Here is a 21,207-nt window from a genome sequence, read left to right as displayed (position 1 = left end):
AATCATTCCTCATTGAGATTTTTGTTGGAGCCCCCATGACGCCCCGCATTTTCCTCGTTGGTATTTTGGCCCTAGCCGTCGGCTGCGGCGGTGACGACACCTCATCACCCGAGACAAACACCGGATCCGGCGAGAAACAATATACGATCGCCGTGATCCCCAAAGGAACGTCGCACGTGTTTTGGAAATCTGTCCATGCCGGCGCCCAGAACGCCGCTGACGAATTGGGAAATGTCGAGGTGCTCTGGAAAGGCCCGTTGCTGGAGTCCGACACGAAAGGTCAGGTCGATGTGGTTCAGGATTTCATCGTCAAAAACGTAGACGGCATTTGCCTGGCGCCACTCGATTCACAAGCGCTCATCGAGCACGTCAACGTCGCTAAAGAAGCGGGAATTCCCGTCGTCATTTTCGACAGCGGCTTGGATGATGAATCGAATACGGTCTCCTACGTGGCGACCGACAATTGGCACGGCGGAGAATTAGCGGCCCAGACCTTGGCCGAAAGTATCGGCGGCAAGGGGAACGTCATCCTGCTGCGGTATAAGACCGGCAGCGAATCTACCGAACAACGCGAAGAAGGGTTTCTGGCGAAACTCAAAGAGGCTTATCCCGAAGTCAATGTGATTTCCTCGGACCAATACGCCGGAGTCACTCCGGAAGAAGCCTTTGCCAATGCCACGCAGATCCTGCAGAGATACGAAGGACAGGTCAACGGAATCTTCGCTGTCTGCGAACCCAACGGCGAAGGAGTTCGCAAAGCGATTGAACAATTGGGGCTGACCGGCAAAGTCAAATTTGTCGGTTTCGACCCCAACGAACCGTTGATTGACGGACTGTCCAACGATCAGGTCCACGGCATCGTGCTGCAGGACCCGGTCAAGATGGGTTACGAAGCAGTGATGTCGATGATGAAACATCTCCAGGGCGAAGATGTGGAAAAACGAATTGTCACCGGCGAATACGTCGCCACGCCGAAAAACATGAACACCGAAGAGATGCAACGGTTGCTCAAACCGGAACAGTACTGAGCCGAGAGGGATCCGCTGCCCCGTTCACACGATGTCCAATCGTGCCGGTCGAAATCCCCTACGGCATTTCTTTGATTCGCGGCGGGGGCAATTTGGCGACGCGGAGCTTTCGGAAGGACAAGTCAGTGGTCGGGTCGTGTCCTTGGATGCTGAAGTGTCCGGCTGCGGTGCGCAATCCTTCGCGAGGATTTTCGGCCGGAGCGCGCTCGTCCGTCCAATCGGTCACGGGAAAACCATCGACCCACACCGCCACGTGAGCGGCCTGCGCGATCACCGTCATCGTGAACCACTCGTGATCGGTACTGACCACCCGCCGCGTGGGAACACGACGATAGATGCCGCCGGTGCCAAAATCGACCGGTTGATTGCGATCATCCCCTTTCCACTCGTTGCGGACCTGCGCTTCATAACCGTTCATCTGATCGGCTGAGGGAGCGGGCAGCGCCCGGAAGAAGATGCCGGAGTTGAGGTGTTCGCCGTTGGAAATAATTTCCGCCTGCAACACAAAGTCGTCCCATGTTGATTCACTTTCCAGATAGCCCCGACCATCGGAAACGTGAATGGCTCCCTCCTGGACCTCAAACGTGCTTTTCCCCCCTTCGACAACGCGCCAACCGGTGAGATCCGTGCCGTTGAAAATTGGCAACGTTCCCAACGGCTTTAAAGCGATATTGCGAAATTTGACCATCCCTTTGCGAAATTGCAGCCCGATGTATCCGGTGACCGGCCGATCAGGACTCTCGTCGGTGAAATCGAGAACCGTTTTGCCGTCGACCTTTGCGATGATTTGATTTCCCCCCACAGTGATGTGATACGCCACCCACTCACCATCGTTGGCAACCAGTTGCGCTGGCTGTTGCCGTGTCACCAAACTAGCCGTGGCAAATGCCTCATGCGTGTCGCACAGATTGAATTCATAGCAATCGACTGCCGGGTCCTGGGGTTCGAGCGGTGCGCGCAAAAACAAGCCACTGTTGCCTCCCTTTTCGACCCAACATTCGCAGCGGAGCTCGTAGTCGGCGAATTGCGTGGTCGTGTTCAACCAACCTGGTTCGCCCGACGTGGCGACAATCTCGCCATTCTCAACGCTCCAGTTGACGTCGTTGGTCGCCTTCCAACCATACAGCGATTCGCCATCAAACAGTTGAATCCATCCCTCGGAAATCTCCGCGCGAGACAACGGTCGGTGCTGTGTGGCGACCGCCGCTTCCTGCTCGGGTTGGGAGGGCACTGCCACTTTTTCGGATTCCTCCACTGGAGAATCGGCGACGGCGGCGGGCAACGGTTCCTCCTGGGAACAGCCGGTCGCGGTCAAAAGCAGAAGACTCAATACCCAACAGCAATAGCGCATCACAAGCTCCCTCAAATTTGATCGATACAGATTCCACAACACCCGAGCATTATCCTGCACAAAAGTCCCCCGGAGGGGAAGCGTGAAACTCAGTTCAGTTGCCCGCTTTTTCCGGTGGACCAATCCTCGGGCGGCGGCGCTGGGCTGCGCCTTGCTCGATCCGCGTTTTCATGTCCAAGAACATCCGATTGCCCGGTTGTAATCGCATCAACCGGTCGGCGGCATCGACCGCTTTGTCCCATTGTTCTTGCTTTTCATAGAGCAGGGTGAGCATCATCAAAAAATCGGGACTCGTCGGGTCAAGCACGTAGGCCCGCTCCAGCGCAGTTGTCGCCTGCTCCTCTCGCCCGAGCAAATAGTTTACCAATCCCAAACGATAATGGATCGTCGCATTGTTTGGCAGCAGCCGCGCATCGCGGGCGAGGATCTCCGCTTCTTCTTCGCGGAGCTTGCGGACTTCATCCGTCTCCCCTTGTTGTTCGAGCAGCCCCGCCAAATTCGAACGCGGCCCGGCAACGCTCGGTTCTAAGCGAATCGCGGTGCGGTATTCCTCGGCCGATTGCTGCGGTTTGCCTTGGTTGGCATACAACAGCCCCAAGCTCAGGTGGACTCCCGATTGATCTGTATGCGCGTTGAGTCCGGCTTGGTATTCAGCCAATGCAGCTGCGAGATCTTGGCTTTCAGTAGAATTCAACACCCCCGGCGGCAATCCAGACAGTAGTCGCGCCGCTGTAACCCGAACCAACCGGGACGCATCCTTCAGGAGCGGCGCCAAACGGCGTTTTTGCTCGTCCGCCTCTTCGCGAGTCCGTGGTTGCCAGCCTTCAAACAATCGCAGCGCCGCGGTCCGGACCAAGGGGTCGCCATCCTCAAGCGCCTTGTAAACCGCGGTGCGGCTTGCGGCGGTATTAAAACGGGTCGCTAACAGCGACACCGCCGTCGCCCGCACAATAGCCCCTTCGTTCCGATTGCGAGCCAGTTTGGCCAATTTGGGGACCGCCGACGGCGCACTCTTTCGCCCGGCATCGATGATTTCACCATAATGCGGATCCTGCCGCCGCTTCGGGCCGTACCATTCAACAATTTTATCCGCCGCCCACTGCGGGGATTCTTCTGGTTTTGTGTGACAGCCATTACAGGCATTCGGCGTGCCGATCTTCACGGTCAAGTCGGGACGCGGCACGCGTAAACTGTGATCGCGGCGGGGATCGACGACCATGTACTTTTTCGACGGCATGTGGCATTCCACGCAAGAAGCACCGTCGGTGCCGATCTTGTGATGATGGTGGTTCGGGCCGTCGTATTTCGCCGGCAAATGGCATTGCGTGCAGAGCTTGTTCCCCTCGAATTTTAATTTTGTCGAGTGCGGGTCGTGGCAATCGGTGCAGCGGACTCCTTTGCGATACATCAGGCTTTGCAGAAACGAACCGTAGACGTAGACCTCTTCGTCAATTTGTCCGTCGGCGTGATACAGATGATCTTCGAGCAATGATAAATTGAAATGGTCGAGAAACTTCTCTCCCGGTTGGAAACCAGGATGAATGTGTTGTCGGTGCGAATGGCAGGGAGCGCAGGTCTCTAGCTGCGCGCGTGCATTGGGACCTTTGAGCTTAGCCAATCCGTATCCGTAATGGCGGTCCCAGAACAGGGAACTCGAATTCGCCAACTCCTCATGAATGCTCCCCGGTCCATGACACGCTTCGCAACTGACGTCCATTTCATGAAACGAATAGTTATGCGTATCGGTTTTGACGTCGTAATTTTTGGCGAAATTGGTCGAATGACAGTCGGCGCACATGTGGTTCCAGTTTTGCGCGGACCCGGTCCAGTGCAACGGATCGTCCGGTCCGAAGGGGGCATCGGGATTGGCGTAATACCAGCGTTTCTCCTCCGTGTCCCACGTGACCGGCAAAACCTGGACTTGGCCCCGCTCCAACTCGGTTAGGTATTGTTGGAGCGGATGGTAGCCAAAAACATATTTGACTTGAAACTCCGCTGTCTCGCCGTCGGGGCCTTGGGTTTCGACGAAATAATCGTCGCCGCGACGCTGCATTTTGGAAACGATGCCGTGATGTTCCAGTTGCGTGTCATTGAAGTCGCCCAAGACGAATTCCGGCGTCGCCAAGTCCATGGCCAAATCGTGATCCGAGCCTTGCCATTTTTTGTACTCCGAGGAATGGCATTCGATACAGGACTGCCGGCCCACAAAAGTCGCGGTGCGGCCCTCCGGCAAGGTGACATACCAATCCAGCGCCGGCCACGCGATGATCGCCAAGATGGCGACGGCGAGAATCAGTCCTATCCAAATCCGTTTCTTCATTCCGGTCTATTTTCCGATTTGGGTGAATCAATGTTGTTCGGTGCGGTTAGCGACTGCGACTATCTGAGGAGGAGGCTAAAAAACCGTCCATGCGCCCATTCATGATTGTGGAGCATCCTGGCGGGAACAACAACCCAAGCGTCCCAGAGTGTGAAGAGCGAGAATTACCGCTGAGGGCCTGCTGGGGCGGACATTTTTGCCGCATGCTTTACCTAGGGCGCTCATCCTTTACAATCCGGGAAACAGATGCTGTTTCTGCGTTGATCTCAGACTCCACGAATTCCCCGATACGGATAGATTGCTCCCGACGATGTCGCAAAATCCCAAAGTCATCCTGAGCGCCTTCGCCGACGAAGGTGCCGTGTCCAAAAAGGCCATTGAACAAATGGCCACGTTGTCCGCCTTGGGGCTGGAATACTACAGCCCTCGTTTCGTCGATGTTTCCGGCGAAGTCAAAAATGTGATGGCGCTGACCAAACAGGAAATCAAAAAACTCAACAAACTGCACGCCGATTACGGCATGCACGTGACGAGCATCGGTTCGCCGATCGGCAAGGTCAAACTGCTGGATGTCGACGATGGATCGCACAATAAGTTCGTCCCCTTCAAAAAATATCTGGCCTCTGACGTGAAAACGGCAATCGACCGCGCCAATCAATTGGACACCAAATTGATCCGCGGATTCTCGTTTTATCATCCCGCCGGGACCGATCCCGCTGAGCACGTTGATCAAGCGGTCGATCAACTCGCGCAAATCGTCGAAGCCTGTGCCGCGGGCGGCGTGATCTTCGGGTTAGAAGTTGAAGCCAATCTGATCGGACAGAACGGGCGGCTGCTGGCCGAGTTGTCGCGGAAAGTCAACAGCCCGCACATGGTCTGCATTTTCGACGGAGGCAACCTCGCCTGCCAGAATCTCACACCGGTCGAATGTTTTGATGAATACCAGGCCATGCGTAAGCACATCGGCTGGATGCACATCAAAGACTACGCCGTCGACCCGACGTTGTCCTGGACCGGCGTTGTCGATGAAGAACGCTTGAAAAACTTTGTGCCGGCCAATGTGGGGGACACCGGTCACGAAGCGATCTTGCGAGATTTCCGCGAGCATGTCACCAAGCTCGACAAAAAAATGAAGAAGCTGGGAGTCCCCGGCGTCTTTTTGGAATTAGAACCGCACCTCAAAGGGGGCGGACAATTCGGCGGATTCAGCGGACCAGACGGTTTGGGCGTCGCTTGCCGCGGACTTTGTTCGGTATTGGATTATGTCGGCATCGATTATGAATTACGCGGCTTCGAACACATCCGCACTGCCCGTGGATTTTGAGAAGTTTTAACACCCCACTCCCTACGAAGGACGGCGCGCTAAAATAGCGTCGCCGGAAATTCATGGCATTTACGCAAGATACGCTCGAAAAAATTAAATTGGTTTGCCCCAAGACCAAGGCAGACCTCGTGCTTGACGGGTCCTTATTGGTGAGCGCGGATCCGCAGTCGCGGCTGCGTTACGAAGTGAAAGACGATATCCCCATTATGCTGGTCGACGAAGCGGTCGAGTTGTCGACTGAAGACTGGTCGGCCGTGATGGCGCGGCATCAGCGCGATCCACAAACCGGGAAACCGCTCGAAGCCACGTAATCCCTCGGCGTCCAGAACAAAGGAAAGCCGCGATGAGACTTCCGCATTCGAACTCAGGTTGCCGCCACCAATTCTCATCCTGGGCGCTGTTGGCGGTCCTCGTGACCGTGGGCTTGGCCAGCGACTTGCGAGTCGCCTGCGGCGACGAACCGGCTGCTAATAAGGATGCGACAAAACCGGGGGAGCGTTACTCGTTTCGCAAGGACCACGATCCCAACGGCATCGGCAAGTTCTACATGGATCGTGAAATCGCTCACGTCATGGGCTTTGCCGGGATGCCCTGGTTGGAACGGGACGAACGCGAGGAAGAAGAAGCCACCTCAAAATTAATTGAGGCGCTGCAACTCAAACCCGGCATGGTGATCGCCGATATCGGCGCGGGGAGTGGAGTGATCTCTGTCTTCATGGCTGAGAAAGTCGCCCCCCAAGGTAAGGTTCTAGCAGTCGACGTCCAACAGAAAATGCTCGATGCCCTCAAAGCAAAATGCAATCGGCTGGGCATCAAAAACATTAAGCCGGTGCTCGGTAAAACAAAATCACCGCAATTGCCCCAAGCCACTGTCGACTTGGCGATCATGGTCGACGTCTACCACGAATTCGATTTCCCCTACGAAATGGTCCAAGGGATTTCCGCAGCGATGAAACCGGGCGGACGCGTGGTGTTTGTCGAGTACCGCAAGGAGGACACCAGCGTGCCGATCAAGCGGGTCCATAAAATGAGTGAGGCCCAGGTCAAACGAGAAATCGGCCTGCCGGAGCATCAATTGAAGTGGTCCAAAACCATCGACGTTTTGCCGTGGCAGCACATCATCGTGTTTAAGAAACAAAAACCGAAATCGTAACTCGGTCGCACGATTCAAACGCCGACAGTTTTGAGGGGATGCGCCGCGAGGAATTCACGAATCCGCGGGATGAGCTTCTCATGGGCATCCTCAAACACATAATGCCCCGCTTCGGGAATCCGCAACGTTTCGGCATCGGGGAAGAAATTTAAAAACTCCTCTAAGAACTGCGGCGTAAAGCACCAGTCTTTCTCTCCCCAGGGAAATAGCACCGGGTATTCACGAAACTGCTGCAAACCTTCTTCGATCTGCTTCAACGTGCCATAGCTGGGATGCTGCTTTTTGAGCGGAATATCCTCCACAAACCGCAACGTGGCGATCCGGTCGGCCCAATTGCCGTAAGGGGCCAGAAATCCGGCGCGGACTGCGCGCGTCATTCGTTCGTGTTTCTCCACAGCCATCGAAATCGCCGCGCGGGCAAACGCATTCATGCCGCGAATGGCGAGCGTGCCGAAGATTGGAATACGGCAGATGGCAATTCGCAGCGGAATCGATGTTGAACGAAACGCTGCTGTGTTCATCAGCACAAACCGCGAAAACCGCTCAGGCAATCGAGTGGCGGCGCCCATGCCGATCGCGCCACCCCAGTCATGAGCAATCAGCGTGGTGTTGTTCAAATCGAGCGTGTCGATCAAACGGGTCAGATTGGTCACATGTTGGTCGAGCGTGTAAGGGTAGTCCTGCGGCTTGTCGGAAAACCCGCAGCCAACATGATCGACCGCTACGCAGCGATAATCGGCCGAAAGGTCCTTGATCAAATTCCGCCAAGCAAAGCTCCACGTCGGATTGCCGTGTACGAACAACAACGTCTCGCCCGTGCCTTCATCGAGATAATGATAGCGCGCACCGTCGAGGTCGAGATAATTCGACGCAAACGGATATTCCGATTCAAAACCAGCACGTGAATTCATAACGGCATCAATAACTCAACAAAACCCGCTCGGCAAACAACTGCGAAAGAGTCTATCAACTTCCCAGGGCCACGTCGCGTAAGACGTCACTCAACGCGGTCGTGAAATCCTCAATCACCCGCCGGTCGTGCGCCCACGACAACGTAATCCGCAGACGAGACGTCCCGGGCGGAACACTGGGCGGGCGAATGGCTCCCACGAGAAACCCCCGCTCCTCCAGCGCAGCGGCAGTCTGCACCGCCAATTGAGGGTCATCCAGCAGAATCGGAAAGATAGGGGCAACGGCCGCGGGAATGGTTGCAAAGCCTTCCGCGATCAGAGCGGCACGGAAATCTGTGCACCGTTGGAGCAACTCCGCGCGTCGCTGCGGTTCCGTTCGGATGATATCGACTGCCGCACATGACGCCGCACAAACCGGCGGAGGCAAGGCTGTGGAGAAGATTTGGGGCCGCGCGCGATTCCATAGCCATTCAATCAGCGATTGAGAGCCACTGACAAATCCGCCGCTCGCTCCCACCGCCTTGCTCAACGTCCCTACGCGAAAATGCACACGGTCTTCGACGCCCGCGAATTCTGCAAAACCTTTCCCCTGTGCCCCGAACACGCCCGTCGCGTGCGCTTCATCAATCATCAACATCGCATCGTGCGACTCGGCCAATTCGCACAAGTCGGCCAGCGGCGCCGCATCGCCATCCATGCTGAAGATGCTATCCGTGACGATCAACCGTCGGCGGACCGACGATGCTGCAGACAATGCTTCGCCCAAAGCACTGAGATAATTGCGGTCGTAAATCGTTAAGGCCGCCTTGGACAATCGGCAGCCGTCCACCAAACTGGCGTGGTTCAAACGATCGGAAAACACTGCATCCTCGCGACCAACGACGGCGACAATCACCCCCATATTGGCGGCAAAACCGGTCGGAAACAGTAGCGCCGACTCGGTCCCCTCGAACTGAGCCAGTTGCTCTTCCAGCCGCGCGTGCCATTGTGTTCGTCCGCAGATCAATGCACTGGCTGTGGCCCCGGTCCCCGCTTCCGCAGCGGCCTGTTGCGCGGCGGCGATTACCCGGGGATCTTGCGAAAGACTCAAATAGTCGTTGCCGGCGAAATTCCACATCTCCCGGCCATCGATGCGGCACCGGCCGCCCGGCAAAGGTTCGACCATCCGCCGTCGCCGCCGCAAACCACGACGCTCAATCTCGTCTAACTCTTCATTGATCCAGGGCAACGCATTGGACATGTGAAAACGCGATTCCCGGCCGACACAATCGCGGCGCGAACAATAAAAGAGTGACTGGAGGACGTACCGTTATGCAAGCGAGATCAAGTGATTGCTCAATTGCTCATACCCGGTTTCGGTAATGAGGTAGTTGTGTTCGATGCGAATGCCGCCGATGCCTTCGACATACAGGCCTGGCTCCAACGTCACCACATCGCCGGCAACTAAAATATCTTCACTTTCCGGAACCAAAATCGGTGGTTCTGGATGCGCCAAGCCGATGCCGTGCCCGGCGTGATGGTTGAACGTGTCGCCGTAGCCGGACTCTTTGAGGGGCCGCTCAGTGGCCGCATGCACATCCTTTGCAGCGGCGCCGGCCTTGAGCGCTTTTTCGCCGCTCTGCATGGCCGCTTGGCATAACTCCATCAGCATGGTTTGTTCATCGCTGGGGGACCCTACGCTGAGCACGTTGGTGAAGTCGCCGCGATAGCCGTCGATAACGACCGAAAAATCCATCAGCATCATATCGCCGTCTTTAAGGATTTCTCCGGTCGGCAATCCGCCCGCCTTAAACTGCTTGGGATTGGTGACGCGAAAATCACCATAGAGAATCACCGGGCGTCCTGCGTCCTCCATGGCGGCTGCGTGAATTTCGCAATAGACGTCAAAATCGCTGATCCCCGCACGCACAATTTCGCGCGCCCGCGCATGGCCCGCTTCGCCGGCACGGATGGCGGCCCGCATCAGTTCCAATTCGTCCGGTTCCTTTTGCCGCCGCAAACGACGCAGTACCGATCCCAGGTCAATCGCTGGACGTCCTGAACCAACGGCATCGGCGATGCGTTCTTGTACGGAATGCCGTTCGCGATCAGGCGAAAGCACTTCCCAAGCGGCTAACGGCAACCATTCCGCCTCGACCGCGCCGTTGCGGCCGAGAATGTGTCCATCAATCGCTTCCAGCGCCTTGAACAACGCATGGTCCCGGTTGATGACCGCATGCTGGTGGTTATACCACGTTTCTTCGATCACCCGATCCACGAAATGTTCGCCTGCGGCGGAGCGCACGGTGAAATTGTCGGCACAGAGCGTCGCTGTTCCACCCCGTTCCAGTAACAGCAACCCCCGTTCGCCTCCGGAAAAGCTATACGGGTTCACCAGAAAATTGCTGAGGTAGTACACGTGGCGCGGATCCGCCACCAACAACCATTCCACGCTCTCCGGCACACTCGCCCACAACCGAGCCCGCCGCGCTAAACATCCCGCTTTGGTTAACATCATTTTTTCCTATTCAGGAGGCCGTCGACTGTAGGCCTGAGGCGTGAGGTGACAGGCTTGAGGATGCGCCATCGTAAGCCAATCTCGCAACAACCTGACACTTCTGTTTCTCTGGCCACCGGCCACTCGCCACCGGCCACTTTTTATCAGTCATACCCCTTCGACGCCAACCAACGTTCGGCGTCGAGGGCCGCCATACAACCGGTTCCAGCAGCTGTAATCGCCTGCCGGTAGTAATCGTCCGCGACATCCCCGGCAGCGAAGACTCCTTCGACGCTTGTGTAGGTTCGTTGCGGAGTCGTCCAGGTGAGATAGCCTTTGTCGTTCATCTCCAACTGGCCCGCCAAGAAGTTGGTATTAGGCGTGTGGCCAATAGCAGCGAAATAACCTGCAGCTTCCAGCTCTTCTGTTTTTTCCTCATCCGTCGTGCTGCGGAGCCGGACGCCGGTCACCCCGTCGTTATCGTTGCCAAGTACCTCATCAACCACGGTGTTCCATTTGACGTCGATTTTTTCGTTGGCCAAGACTCGATCGGCCATGATTTTGCTCGCGCGGAATTCATCGCGGCGATGCACGATGTAAACCTTGCTGCCGAATTTCGTCAAAAACGTCGCCTCTTCCATCGCGCTGTCGCCGCCACCGACGACCACCAACGGCTTGTCACGAAATCGTGGAATCGCACCGTCGCAAACCGCACAGGCGGAGACGCCCATGTTTTTGAATCGTTCTTCCGAATCGAGCCCCAGATAGTTGGCGCGGGCTCCGGTGGCAATAATCACCGAGAGCGCTTCGACCTCCGCACCTTCCAGCGACTTGAGTTTGAACGGATGCACCGAAAAATCGACTTCTACGATGTCGTCCGTCACGACTTTTGTGCCGAAATTCACGGACTGCTGCCGCATCAGTTCCATCAACTCCGGCCCACTGACCCCTTCTTCGAGGTGCGGGGCCATGTATTTGCGTTTCGACTCGTCGATCGAGTTGTCGAGGTAGCCCCCCAGATCGCCGGCAGGAAATCCGGGGTAATTCTCGACCTCGGTGGTGAGGGCCAATTGCCCGAGCGGCAACGTCCCTTGCAAGCGGTTCTCTTCGGTCACCGCCCCCTCGTAAACAACCGGTTCGAGATTGGCGCGTGATGTATAAATGGCGGCCGCCCATCCGGCGGGGCCGGAGCCGATAATGACTACGCGTTCAGCCACGTGGTGTATCTCCCCAAAAGTCCTTGAAACTCGCTCATTTTTTTCAAAATCCTTGCGCGGGGAATGATACTCCACCAGCGGGCGCGAGGACAACCAGCATCAGCATTTCGCCGCAACACAGCTTCCAAAGCTGCGATTGGACAATTGGAAAAGCGTCGGCCCAGAGGTCTCAATCGCGAAACCAACCGATTTTGGCGCGATTTTTGTAATACACCGTGCCGAGCTGATGCATGACCACGATGGAGACATAAACCAGCAGCAGTGCCGAAATCGTGTGAACGAATAAAATGATCAACAGGCTTTCCGGCCCCAGCATGGCCATGATCACGGCGCTCAAAAAGAAATAGACGACAATCACACTGGCTGAGAGCAAGCAACAGGTTAAATATTGCCGCGGCAATTTGAAAATCGCCCCGAATACATACAGCGGATTGGCGGCTAACACTGAATTGAATAACGTGGCGGCCAGCAAGGCCATAGGTGAGTAAAACGCACCGAGAAGCAGCAGGATTTCGCTGACTTCCGCTGGCGTATCCCAGGCAAACCACCACCGGAGCAGGTGAAATCCCCACCAGGGAGAGAATCCCAAGACAATGGCTCCACACCAAGTGACCGCATCTTGAAGCATGTCCTCACCGGAGGATGTTTCAGGCAGTTCGCTGTCCCCTCCGGCGGCAACGCGGACGACTTCGCTCAAAAAATGGAAAAAATATCCCGCAGCGATCAACAGCACGAAAAGTCGAGCGATGTTGGCAACAAGCGACGGGATCGGAATCGACATCATGATTGCGACGAACGCAAAGCCGATTCCCCATCCCAAAAGCGTGAATTTGTTTTCGTCCAGGAAGGGGAACTGGAAACTGGCCAGCCATGGTCGCTGGGAACGTCGCTTTTCCCGCGATGCCGACCGCCAAGCGGAGGGAGCGGCGATCGATGTCGGCGGCTCACTCGACCGGGCCGCCCGGTATGTCGATTTGGATCGCTTCCCGGCGGAACGCTGAGACGTGTCCATTCGTACAGAAACCAGATCGTCACTGAGGGGAGTTCTGCCGTCGACAGAATAAGCGTCAGCATCTTCGCCAAGCTTGGGAACCAACGTCTGCTCTTCACAGGCTGGACATCGAACGACCTGACCGGCGCGCTGGTCGGAAACTCGTAACCGAGAACCGCAGTCACAACGAAATTCGATGGTCATCGGCGGCCTTTGAGCTGAGTATGATCGATTCACAAAAGCGACTGGTTTTAAGAACCCGCGAGCGAGCGAATTCGCCTCTCTTAAAACGCAGAATCCACAGATCAGGATCAATCAATAGCTCACCCGGCTACGAGATTTCCGGACAAGATTTGAAGGCACAAAGAAAAAGAAAACGTTCCGCACAACAAGGTGCGGAACGTTTTCCAGTGTACCAATGGCGGAAGTGCGGGCCAACGCTTACCACCACGGCGGTGATTATATAAAGCATTAATGATGCCAAATCGCACCGTTTTGAGTCAATGGACGTAAGTCATCATACTCAAAAGACATATATCCTGGGTGAACGCGACTGTGGATACGGGCACCGGCAAGGATCGTCCCATAATAAAACACCGGGCGGAATCGAGCGTATCATTTTGCGCCATTTGCATTGTATCGCAACACACGCCCCAACCCCCCTGTGCCCGCTGCTTTGTGCACATACCCTGTGCTCAGTCGGATCTGTCGAGCTACTTTTTCTCTTTTTTGTCGATCTCAGCGAACGGATTGGCGACCGAATCCCCTTCTGATTTCTTGTCCGACTTCGAGGCGGTGGATGCCCCGCGTGAACGTTTGCGGCCGCGCTTGGAGCCATTCTCCTGAGTCGCAAAATACTTTTCGGCGTTCAACGGCTTCTCCAGATTGATCTCGACAGCAGTCGCCTTAAAACGACCACGAGTTGGCCTACCAGTCAACACGACATCCGCTCCCGGAACAATCAATGCGTGGTTAGCCGATTCGATATTGACCTTATAGCCTTCCTCCAACTGCACGATGCCCGGACCACCGCGTCCAACGTTGATTGTCATCTGCTCTTTATCCAGCTGAGCGATCACCCCCATCACCTCGAGGACCTCAGCAGTCTTGCCCTTTTTGACACCGCGAAACCGCGAGCCATCCAAGTAGACTTTGAATTCCTTGCCGAACAACTTCTTATCTTTGCTTTGGTAAGCCTTCGTGTAGACGACCGCCCCGGGTCGTAGAAAGCCAGAATCCCCGGCTCCCTTGATCATTAAGGGCGTACGCGTTGTGAGCAGTTGCTCGACGGTTTCCCCGTTCTCCGTCTCGATCGACAACACCAGCGTGCGGCCTTTTTTCTCGACGGATTTTATTTTTCCAGCCAGCGTATTTGCTGGATCGGGCTTTGTGGTCTTATCTTGAGCAAACGCCGACTCTGCAGCCAACAGTGCTAGTGCGACCAATCCGACCGCGATTGCGCTGTACCGCATCGCCTGCCCTAGGTTATGGGATCGCAGCATCATCTGTGCTCCTGATGTGATAATAAACAGGTCTGCTAGCCTGCTGAAGCGGGCATGGCGAACCTATGTGACTTCGGAGACCTCGTTCGTTAGGATACACGGGTTGAGTGCCGACGGCAATCATTTTCCATGTGGCGACATGAATCCCCCGGGAATCGCCGCGACGGATGGATTTTGAGATCACCCAAGATAAAAAAGACGCGACCCGATGACTACAGATGCTGACAACGGCGGACAGCCCGCTTCCCCTTGGACCGTACCTCAATTTTCAGCGGCAAAACAACAGGGCCGTAAGCTCACGGTGTTGACGGCGTACGACTTCACGTGGGCACAGCTCTTGGATGAAATTGGCATCGATGCCATTCTTGTCGGCGACACGCTGGGCATGGTGGTCCAAGGCCGGAATTCCACATTACGGGTCACGGTCGAGCAGATGATCTACCATGCGGAGATGGTTGTCCGCGCGGTCAAGCAGGCGTTGGTCATCGTGGACATGCCGTTCATGTCGTTTCATGTCAGCCCCGAACAAGCGTTGGAAAACGCCGGACGGTTGATCAAAGAAACAGGCGCAGCAGCAGTCAAGCTCGAGGGGGGGGTCAACCAGGCGGGCACCATCGCAAAATTGACGGGCGCTGATGTGCCGGTGATGGCTCACGTCGGGCTCAAACCACAATCCGTACTCTCAATTGGCGGCTACAAGGTGCAGCGTGACAAACAACCGTTGCTGAACGATGCCTTAGCAGCGCAAGATGCGGGAGCTTTTGCGATTGTTTTGGAGTGCGTTCCACGGGAAATTGCCGCTGAAATCACAGCCACGTTGACGATTCCCACAATCGGCATTGGCGCCGGCCCGGATTGCGATGGGCAGGTTTTGGTGACCAACGACATGCTGGGGTTAACCCCCGGATTCGCACCAAAATTTCTCAAAAAGTACGCGGACCTGCGAAGCATTGTCGACTCATCGGTGCGGAATTACATTCAGGAAACTCGTGACAATTCGTTTCCTGACGATACGCACAGCTTCCATGAGTAATACCGGTCAGCAGAGGGACGCGTCATTTCGAGCTGTCTCACAAAGTGTTAATTGAGCTGCAATTCCGCCTCTTGTGTTTGCAGGTACAGGATCTCTTCCCAGTAGTTCAGTTCGCCATCCGTGGAAGTCATGCCCAAGCGGACGTATTCGTCGGTGATCTCCACCACGGTTAAGGTCAAGTTTTTGCCAAACTGAATCGATTCGCTTTCAGCACGTGAGATGACTTGCATCAACCAGCCTCTTGAATCTGAATAAGAGTCGAAAGAAGAAATCAGAAAACACGCATCGAACGTCATGCGTTGGTGTCCCATTTTGTCGAACAGTCCTCGGAAGAGCAAGCTCCAAAACGTCGGATTATGGATGAAAAAAGTCTTTGTATTTTTAGGAATCGATACTTGACAAATTACGTTTGCGCGCACCCAAGTGATGAAACAACAGCCACGTGACGTGGTATCATATTACCAAAGCTGCGAAGTAGAGAACGGAATGAACCCGACCGGACAACTGTGAAATTTCAATCTCAAAACTAAGTCGCGGCGCTTGTGATTACGCAATGCTTTGACGCCTCAACCAGAACCGATACGCTATGAAAAAACTTGTCATCTTTCCGCCCGTCGACGATCTGCGTCTGCAACGAATTCAGGATGCGGCGCAAGACATGGTTGTTGTGAATGCAGCCGATCAAGCGACCGCCGACGAAGCAATCGTCGAGGCAACCGCGTTCTTCGGAAAGCTGACACCACAACTGTTGGCACGTGCAAAGCAGTTGGACTGGGTGCAGTCACCGACCGCTAGTTTGGAGCATTACCTCTTTCCAGAATTGGTCGCGCATCCTTGCCAGTTGACAAATATGCGGGGCTTGTTTTACGACGTCATCGCCGATCACGTGCTCGGCTACGTGCTGATGTTCGCGCGCAATTCCCATATTTATTTGCGGCAACAAATGCAATCTCGGTGGGCACCGGTCGGTGGAGAAGAAGCCCGGGCCGATTTTGTGAACGGGCCGGGGCAAGTCAATGCCATTGACCGCGGCGCACTGCATCTGGCTGATTGCACGCTGGGGATTGTCGGCGTGGGGAGCATCGGTGGTGAAATCGCTTGCCGGGCCCGCGCCTTTGGCATGCATGTGCTGGGCGTCGATCCGGTCCGCCGTGAGATCCCCGATGTCCTGCCGGAAATATGGCCGATCCGCCAACTTCCCGACCTGTTGGCCTCCAGTGATTTTGTGGTAATCGCCGCCCCGCACACGCCGGAGACAGAAAAACTTTTCTCGACCGAACAGCTTCAGCAAATGCGAGACTCGGCCTATCTGATTAATATTGGACGCGGTGCGATTGTCGACTTGGGGGCGCTGACCACCGCACTCGAGGCAGGACAGATTGCCGGCGCAGCACTGGACGTGTTTGAAGTCGAACCGCTCCCCGCCGACCATCCGCTGTGGGGCATGGAAAACGTACTCATCACGCCGCACGTCGCGGCCGCCTCGCCGCGCATCGCCGAACGACATACCGAAACATTGTTGGAGAATATTCGCCGTTACATCAACGGTGAAGAGTTCTTGACCCCGGCCGACAAAGAGAAGTGGTTTTGAGCGAGCGAGGTTGAATGACCGGCCTGTCAGCGGCGGCGACGCAGCACGATGAAGTAACCGTCAGTGCGATCAGGTAACAATTCCCAGGTTTGCGGATTGTCGCGAAATTCCTTGACCTCACTCGGCAGCTTGATGTTGCTGTAGCGATGCCGCGTATCAATCACGATGTAATCCGTGTCATCCGGGACGACGGGGCGGTAGTCGCTGTAGTCATACGACCGCGCGTAATGCGTGAAGCGTGGATGCACGAAATCGGTCGAGGCGACTTTTGATTCGGCGGGGATTTGCTCGATCACTTCCGCGAATTTCTCAGCCCGTTCACCCGGCACGTACCAGCGCTCCCAATAATAGGCGGATGCGGGGTCCCAAAATGCGATTCCCGTCGGCCCGACACTGAAAAACAATCCCGTACACAACGCGCAGGCGAATGCCCACCGCGGCCGAAATCGTGCAGTGGTCGTCAGCGATGCGGCCGCTGCCCAGAAAAGAATCGGTATCAACGGCGCATGGAAGTGGTGTTGCGTATCACGGGCAAGTTGATTCAGGCACAGCACACCAAACAACGGAGCCGCCACCGCCAACCGCGTGGGAGACAATAACGGCAATCCGCCGAGCGGCAACAACAAATACAGCGCGAACAGCAAATTGCCCGGCGTGAACAGATACCCGGCCACTCGCAGTGGATGGATAAAGACATTGCGCACCATTTCGCCGGGCGTTGCGCCCAGATCTTCGGGGAAATAACGCACGTAATGCACATCGCCGCCCCGAAAGTAGGGGATGGCGAATTTGATCACCAACATCAAATATAGCACTCCAAACAGTGCCATACATCCTCCCAGCCACCAGAGCCGTTTGCGCGGGAGAGGATGGTCCGCCTCCGCCTGCCGGTGTAGGGCGATCCATATCCCCAGCGGGGCGAGAATCATCGCGTAGTCTTCTTTGGCCGAAAGAGCAACGGCGAGTAACAACAGCATCGTCTTAACACGCCCGCGCTCCCATTGATCAAGCGCAAAAAGTATCGCCGGTACGCCGAAACAAATCGGGCGGAACGTTTTGAAGTCGATTTCGATATCCAAAAAATGCAGCGGAAAATAGAGCAGGTACGCGCCGGCGAGCAGGGCGGCACCACGGCGCGAACCGGAATGTCGCCGCCCGATGAAAAATACCGCCAACGCCCCGCTGGCCAAGGCAATGGTTTCGCACAACTCTAACGTCAGATGCGAACGCCAGATGAGATACACCGGCAACAACAACACATGCACGACTTGGATATGCTCGCCCAAAAACAGACGAAACTCCGGCGGCTGCCGCTCGGTGTTGTAATCCAGAAAGCTGCGAAAGCCTTTGCCGTGCGTGAGATTCCAAAGATGCTCTTCGTACATCGCTGAATCGCCGTGTGGCGTTTGCAGCCCGTAATACAGTTGCCGGTTCATGGCGAAGAAACAGCCGACGAACAGTGCGATTCCCAACCACAATGCCCAGGGAACGCGCTGCGGTGGAGTGGCGTCGATGGTTTGGGAATCTTGTCGCGGCAAAGCCAATGTGAAAAATGTGGCCCCCCAACCGGCGCAGCTGATTGCCAACCAGAAGGGCGTGCTGGCGGTGACGAATGGATTCCACGTGCCACCCAGGGAGATCAGCCACAGGATTTGCCAGACAAACGGCAGCAACAACCACGGCCAGCCTCGCCAGCCCCAATAGGCGAGCGAATCGACGTATTCTTCGCCGCGTTTGCGACTCAACCAGAACGCCCCAGCCAGCCACGTAACAACGCTCGCCGTGCCATTGATCAGCAGCAAACGGAAAAAGGGAACGACCGCTGTGAGTGCATTGGCGGCGGGATTGGCTTTGACTTCGCCGCCAAAAATGCTGACGACCTTTCGCCACAGGCCGGAACTGATCATATTGGAGGAAAGCGATTGATCCTCAAGCAGCATCTGCAAGCCGATGCAATAGGCCAACGTGCCGCCAATAACCATGCCGAGCGCCCAAGAGAGACGCGGTGGTAGTGCCTGTGGTCTGGCAGGAGGATCGGACATGGAGGGTTTCGATGGATCGAGAGGAATCTTGAATGGCGGCGACCGCCCCGTTATTGATGTTAGTGTAATCCTCCCCCGTTCATCCACTCCGCTTTCAGGGAATTCCTACGTAGGCAGAAAGGCCAACCATGCGACAGCCGTTTTTTCTATTGTTTTTCAGTGCACTCGCCATCGCCACAACGGGGGTTTGTAGATCGTTTGCCGAGTCTCCCCAGGGCGTTGACATGCCGCAGCGGGGGATTTGCGCACATCGCGGGGCGAGCAATACGCATCCGGAGAACACGTTGGCGGCGTTTCGCGAGGCGATTCGATTGGGGGCGCAAATGATCGAATTCGATGTGGCGCTCACCAAGGACGGACAGCTGGTGTTGCTGCACGACCCCACGCTCGATCGCACCACCGACGGCAGCGGCCCGGTGGGGGACTTTACGCTGGCGGAACTCAAGAAACTGGACGCGGGAAGTTGGAAGTCGGCTGAGTTTGCCGGAGAACGAATCCCGACGCTTGATGAAGCCTTGAAGATCATGCCGGAGAATATCTGGCTGAACGTGCACCTGAAAGGGAATGCGGAATTGGCCGAGAAGACGACGCGACGAATCATCGCTCACGAGCGGCAGCATCAGGCATTATTGGCCTGCAACAAAAAAGCCGCCCAAGCCGCCCGTCAGGTTGATGAGGAAATTTTAATCTGCAATATGGAGCGTCAAGGCAATAACCTGCAGTACGTCGATGAAACGATCGCCATGGGGGCGGGCTTTATTCAATTACTGCGAGGGAAAACCGTTTCTCCCGACCACACGCAAAAACTCACGATGCACCACGTGCGGATCAATTATTGTTGTGTTAACGATGCGGAGGTCGTGCAGCAGTTGTTTGAAAGTGGCGTCCAGTTTCCCTTGGTCGACGAACTGGCAGCAATGCTGAAGGTGGCCGACGAGGTCGGCATCCCGCGGTTGAAACCGGTCTATCGAACGAAGTCGAAGTGATTGTGAATGTCAATCGATCCAAAGGGGCGTGCCGTTGAAAATCACCGATGTGAAAACGATCCTCACTGCTCCGGCGGGGATTCGGCTGGTCGTGGTCAAAGTGCTGACCGACCAACCGGGGTTGTACGGACTGGGCTGCGCGACCTTTACTCAACGTGCGCGGGTCGTGCAGACGGCGGTCGATGAGTATTTGCGGCCGTTCTTGCTCGGTAAGAATCCGCTCGACATCGAAGACATCTGGCAGTCGGCGTTTGTCAGTTCCTATTGGCGGAATGGTCCGGTGCTGAACAATGCCCTCAGCGGTGTCGACATGGCGCTGTGGGATATCCTGGGGAAAGTCGCCGGAGTGCCCGTCTATCAACTGCTGGGGGGCAAATGCCGCTCTGCTGTCGATACGTATCGGCATGCCTCGGGCAGTGATTTCCAAGAGGTCGAGGACCAAGTCCGCGGATTTCTACAGGCGGGTTACCGCCATGTGCGGGCGCAGGTCGCGATTCCCGGCATGGGGACCTATGGCAGTGGAGAGACGACAGGTGCAGATGATGTTCCCGAAAATCGCCGCACCGAAATCTGGGAACCACGCCCCTACGTCCGGGCGATTCCGCGATTGTTTGAGCATCTGCGGAATCAACTGGGCGACGAAGTGGAATTGATTCACGACGTGCACGAACGCGTACCGCCGATATTGGCGATGGGACTGGCCAAAGATTTGGAGCAACATCGTTTGTTCTATTTGGAAGACCCGTTTAGTCCGGAGGATGCCGGTTATTTCTCGCAGTTGCGGCAACAAAGCAGCACCCCGCTTGCCATGGGAGAGTTATTCAACAATCCGCATGAATGGATACCGTTGGTGAGCGGGCGACTGATCGATTTTATGCGCGTGCACATTTCGCAAATCGGGGGACTGACCCCCGCCCGCAAAATGGCCGCCATGTGTGAGCTGTTTGGCGTGCGGACCGCTTGGCATGGGCCGGGGGATGTCTCGCCGGTCGGGCATGCGGCCAATATCCACCTGGATTTGGCTGTCCCGAATTTTGGCATTCAAGAAGCCCACGAATTCAACCAAGCCGAGCAAGATGTGTTCCCCGGCTGCCCGGAATTGCGTGATGGATATTACGATGTGAATGATGGTCCCGGACTGGGGATCGACATCGACGAAACATTAGCAGCGAAGTTTCCGATCACCGACGCCCCGCCGTTTGACATGTTCTGGGGCAATTATCGCCGCGCGGATGGCACCAGTGTCAAACCGTAACCTCACCGCCGTTCGTATCCTCCTGAC

Annotated in this window: 19 protein-coding genes; 9 read left to right on the top strand and 10 right to left on the bottom strand. The window is 55.9% G+C overall.

The window, feature by feature from the left end; translation table 11 throughout:
• Positions 1-35: 35 nt before the first annotated feature.
• Positions 36-1,028, top strand: a complete 993-nt coding sequence (locus CA54_RS13955; protein WP_146371344.1) for an ABC transporter substrate-binding protein — start codon at positions 36-38, stop codon at positions 1,026-1,028.
• 58 nt (positions 1,029-1,086) lie between these two features.
• Here the strand turns inward: CA54_RS13955 and CA54_RS13950 are convergent, their stop codons facing one another.
• Together CA54_RS13950 and CA54_RS13945 are read right to left on the bottom strand one after the other, a co-directional pair.
• Positions 1,087-2,379: a 3-keto-disaccharide hydrolase gene (locus CA54_RS13950; RefSeq protein ID WP_146371343.1), complete on the bottom strand. Its 1,293-nt coding sequence runs from the start codon at positions 2,377-2,379 to the stop codon at positions 1,087-1,089.
• Positions 2,380-2,473: 94 nt separating this feature from the next.
• A complete protein-coding gene (locus CA54_RS13945; RefSeq protein WP_146371342.1) occupies positions 2,474-4,699 on the bottom strand; it encodes a multiheme c-type cytochrome in 2,226 nt (741 codons plus the stop codon).
• Between the two features lie 310 nt (positions 4,700-5,009).
• On the opposite strand from CA54_RS13945, the gene CA54_RS13940 reads away from it, so the two are divergent.
• The 3 genes from CA54_RS13940 (at position 5,010) to CA54_RS13930 (ending at position 7,176) form a co-directional block, all read left to right on the top strand.
• Positions 5,010-6,023, top strand: coding sequence for a sugar phosphate isomerase/epimerase family protein (locus tag CA54_RS13940; RefSeq protein ID WP_146371341.1), 1,014 nt, complete (start codon positions 5,010-5,012; stop codon positions 6,021-6,023).
• Positions 6,024-6,085: 62 nt separating this feature from the next.
• The gene (locus tag CA54_RS13935) at positions 6,086-6,334 is read left to right on the top strand and encodes a Trm112 family protein (protein ID WP_146371340.1); all 249 of its coding nucleotides are present in this window, start codon (positions 6,086-6,088) and stop codon (positions 6,332-6,334) included.
• A 32-nt stretch (positions 6,335-6,366) separates the two neighbouring features.
• Positions 6,367-7,176, top strand: coding sequence for a class I SAM-dependent methyltransferase (locus tag CA54_RS13930; protein WP_146371339.1), 810 nt, complete (start codon positions 6,367-6,369; stop codon positions 7,174-7,176).
• Between the two features lie 14 nt (positions 7,177-7,190).
• Here the strand turns inward: CA54_RS13930 and CA54_RS13925 are convergent, their stop codons facing one another.
• From CA54_RS13925 to CA54_RS13905, 5 genes are all read right to left on the bottom strand, one after another.
• The gene (locus CA54_RS13925) at positions 7,191-8,087 is read right to left on the bottom strand and encodes an alpha/beta fold hydrolase (RefSeq protein WP_146371338.1); all 897 of its coding nucleotides are present in this window, start codon (positions 8,085-8,087) and stop codon (positions 7,191-7,193) included.
• 55 nt (positions 8,088-8,142) lie between these two features.
• Complete coding sequence (gene bioF, locus CA54_RS13920; RefSeq protein WP_146371337.1) at positions 8,143-9,327, bottom strand: 8-amino-7-oxononanoate synthase; 1,185 nt, start codon at positions 9,325-9,327, stop codon at positions 8,143-8,145.
• A 69-nt stretch (positions 9,328-9,396) separates the two neighbouring features.
• Positions 9,397-10,584, bottom strand: coding sequence for a M24 family metallopeptidase (locus tag CA54_RS13915; protein ID WP_231963059.1), 1,188 nt, complete (start codon positions 10,582-10,584; stop codon positions 9,397-9,399).
• 143 nt (positions 10,585-10,727) lie between these two features.
• The gene (locus tag CA54_RS13910) at positions 10,728-11,780 is read right to left on the bottom strand and encodes an NAD(P)/FAD-dependent oxidoreductase (protein WP_146371336.1); all 1,053 of its coding nucleotides are present in this window, start codon (positions 11,778-11,780) and stop codon (positions 10,728-10,730) included.
• 169 nt (positions 11,781-11,949) lie between these two features.
• Positions 11,950-12,564: a hypothetical protein gene (locus CA54_RS13905; protein WP_146371335.1), complete on the bottom strand. Its 615-nt coding sequence runs from the start codon at positions 12,562-12,564 to the stop codon at positions 11,950-11,952.
• On the opposite strand from CA54_RS13905, the gene CA54_RS13900 reads away from it, so the two are divergent.
• On the top strand, positions 12,563-12,781 hold the full coding sequence (locus tag CA54_RS13900) for a hypothetical protein (protein ID WP_146371334.1): 219 nt from the start codon (positions 12,563-12,565) through the stop codon (positions 12,779-12,781). The two genes, CA54_RS13905 and CA54_RS13900, sit on opposite strands and share 2 nt — an antisense overlap.
• Before the next feature lie 703 nt (positions 12,782-13,484).
• Here CA54_RS13900 and CA54_RS13895 read toward each other — a convergent pair.
• The gene (locus tag CA54_RS13895; protein WP_146371333.1) at positions 13,485-14,276 is read right to left on the bottom strand and encodes a hypothetical protein; all 792 of its coding nucleotides are present in this window, start codon (positions 14,274-14,276) and stop codon (positions 13,485-13,487) included.
• 205 nt (positions 14,277-14,481) lie between these two features.
• Here CA54_RS13895 and panB point away from each other — a divergent pair, with 205 nt between their 5' ends.
• Positions 14,482-15,306, top strand: coding sequence for a 3-methyl-2-oxobutanoate hydroxymethyltransferase (gene panB, locus CA54_RS13890; RefSeq protein ID WP_146371332.1), 825 nt, complete (start codon positions 14,482-14,484; stop codon positions 15,304-15,306).
• Positions 15,307-15,353: 47 nt separating this feature from the next.
• Here the strand turns inward: panB and CA54_RS13885 are convergent, their stop codons facing one another.
• Positions 15,354-15,536 (bottom strand): carbon storage regulator, encoded by a 183-nt coding sequence (locus CA54_RS13885; protein WP_197532454.1) that lies wholly within the window; start codon positions 15,534-15,536, stop codon positions 15,354-15,356.
• Between the two features lie 356 nt (positions 15,537-15,892).
• Here CA54_RS13885 and CA54_RS13880 point away from each other — a divergent pair, with 356 nt between their 5' ends.
• On the top strand, positions 15,893-16,897 hold the full coding sequence (locus CA54_RS13880) for a D-2-hydroxyacid dehydrogenase (RefSeq protein ID WP_146371330.1): 1,005 nt from the start codon (positions 15,893-15,895) through the stop codon (positions 16,895-16,897).
• Between the two features lie 26 nt (positions 16,898-16,923).
• Here CA54_RS13880 and CA54_RS13875 read toward each other — a convergent pair whose 3' ends face one another.
• A complete protein-coding gene (locus CA54_RS13875; protein WP_146371329.1) occupies positions 16,924-18,939 on the bottom strand; it encodes a DUF2079 domain-containing protein in 2,016 nt (671 codons plus the stop codon).
• 128 nt (positions 18,940-19,067) lie between these two features.
• On the opposite strand from CA54_RS13875, the gene CA54_RS13870 reads away from it, so the two are divergent.
• Positions 19,068-19,925 carry a glycerophosphodiester phosphodiesterase gene (locus CA54_RS13870; RefSeq protein WP_231963058.1) on the top strand — a complete coding sequence of 286 codons (858 nt, stop codon included), beginning with the start codon at positions 19,068-19,070 and terminating at the stop codon, positions 19,923-19,925.
• A 28-nt stretch (positions 19,926-19,953) separates the two neighbouring features.
• On the top strand, positions 19,954-21,180 hold the full coding sequence (locus CA54_RS13865) for an enolase C-terminal domain-like protein (protein ID WP_146371328.1): 1,227 nt from the start codon (positions 19,954-19,956) through the stop codon (positions 21,178-21,180).
• The last annotated feature ends 27 nt before the right edge of the window (positions 21,181-21,207 follow it).

This window comes from Symmachiella macrocystis (assembly GCF_007860075.1).
Lineage (GTDB): Bacteria > Planctomycetota > Planctomycetia > Planctomycetales > Planctomycetaceae > Symmachiella > Symmachiella macrocystis.
Note: the sequence above shows the minus strand (reverse complement) of the source record. Positions and strands in the feature narration are given on the sequence as shown.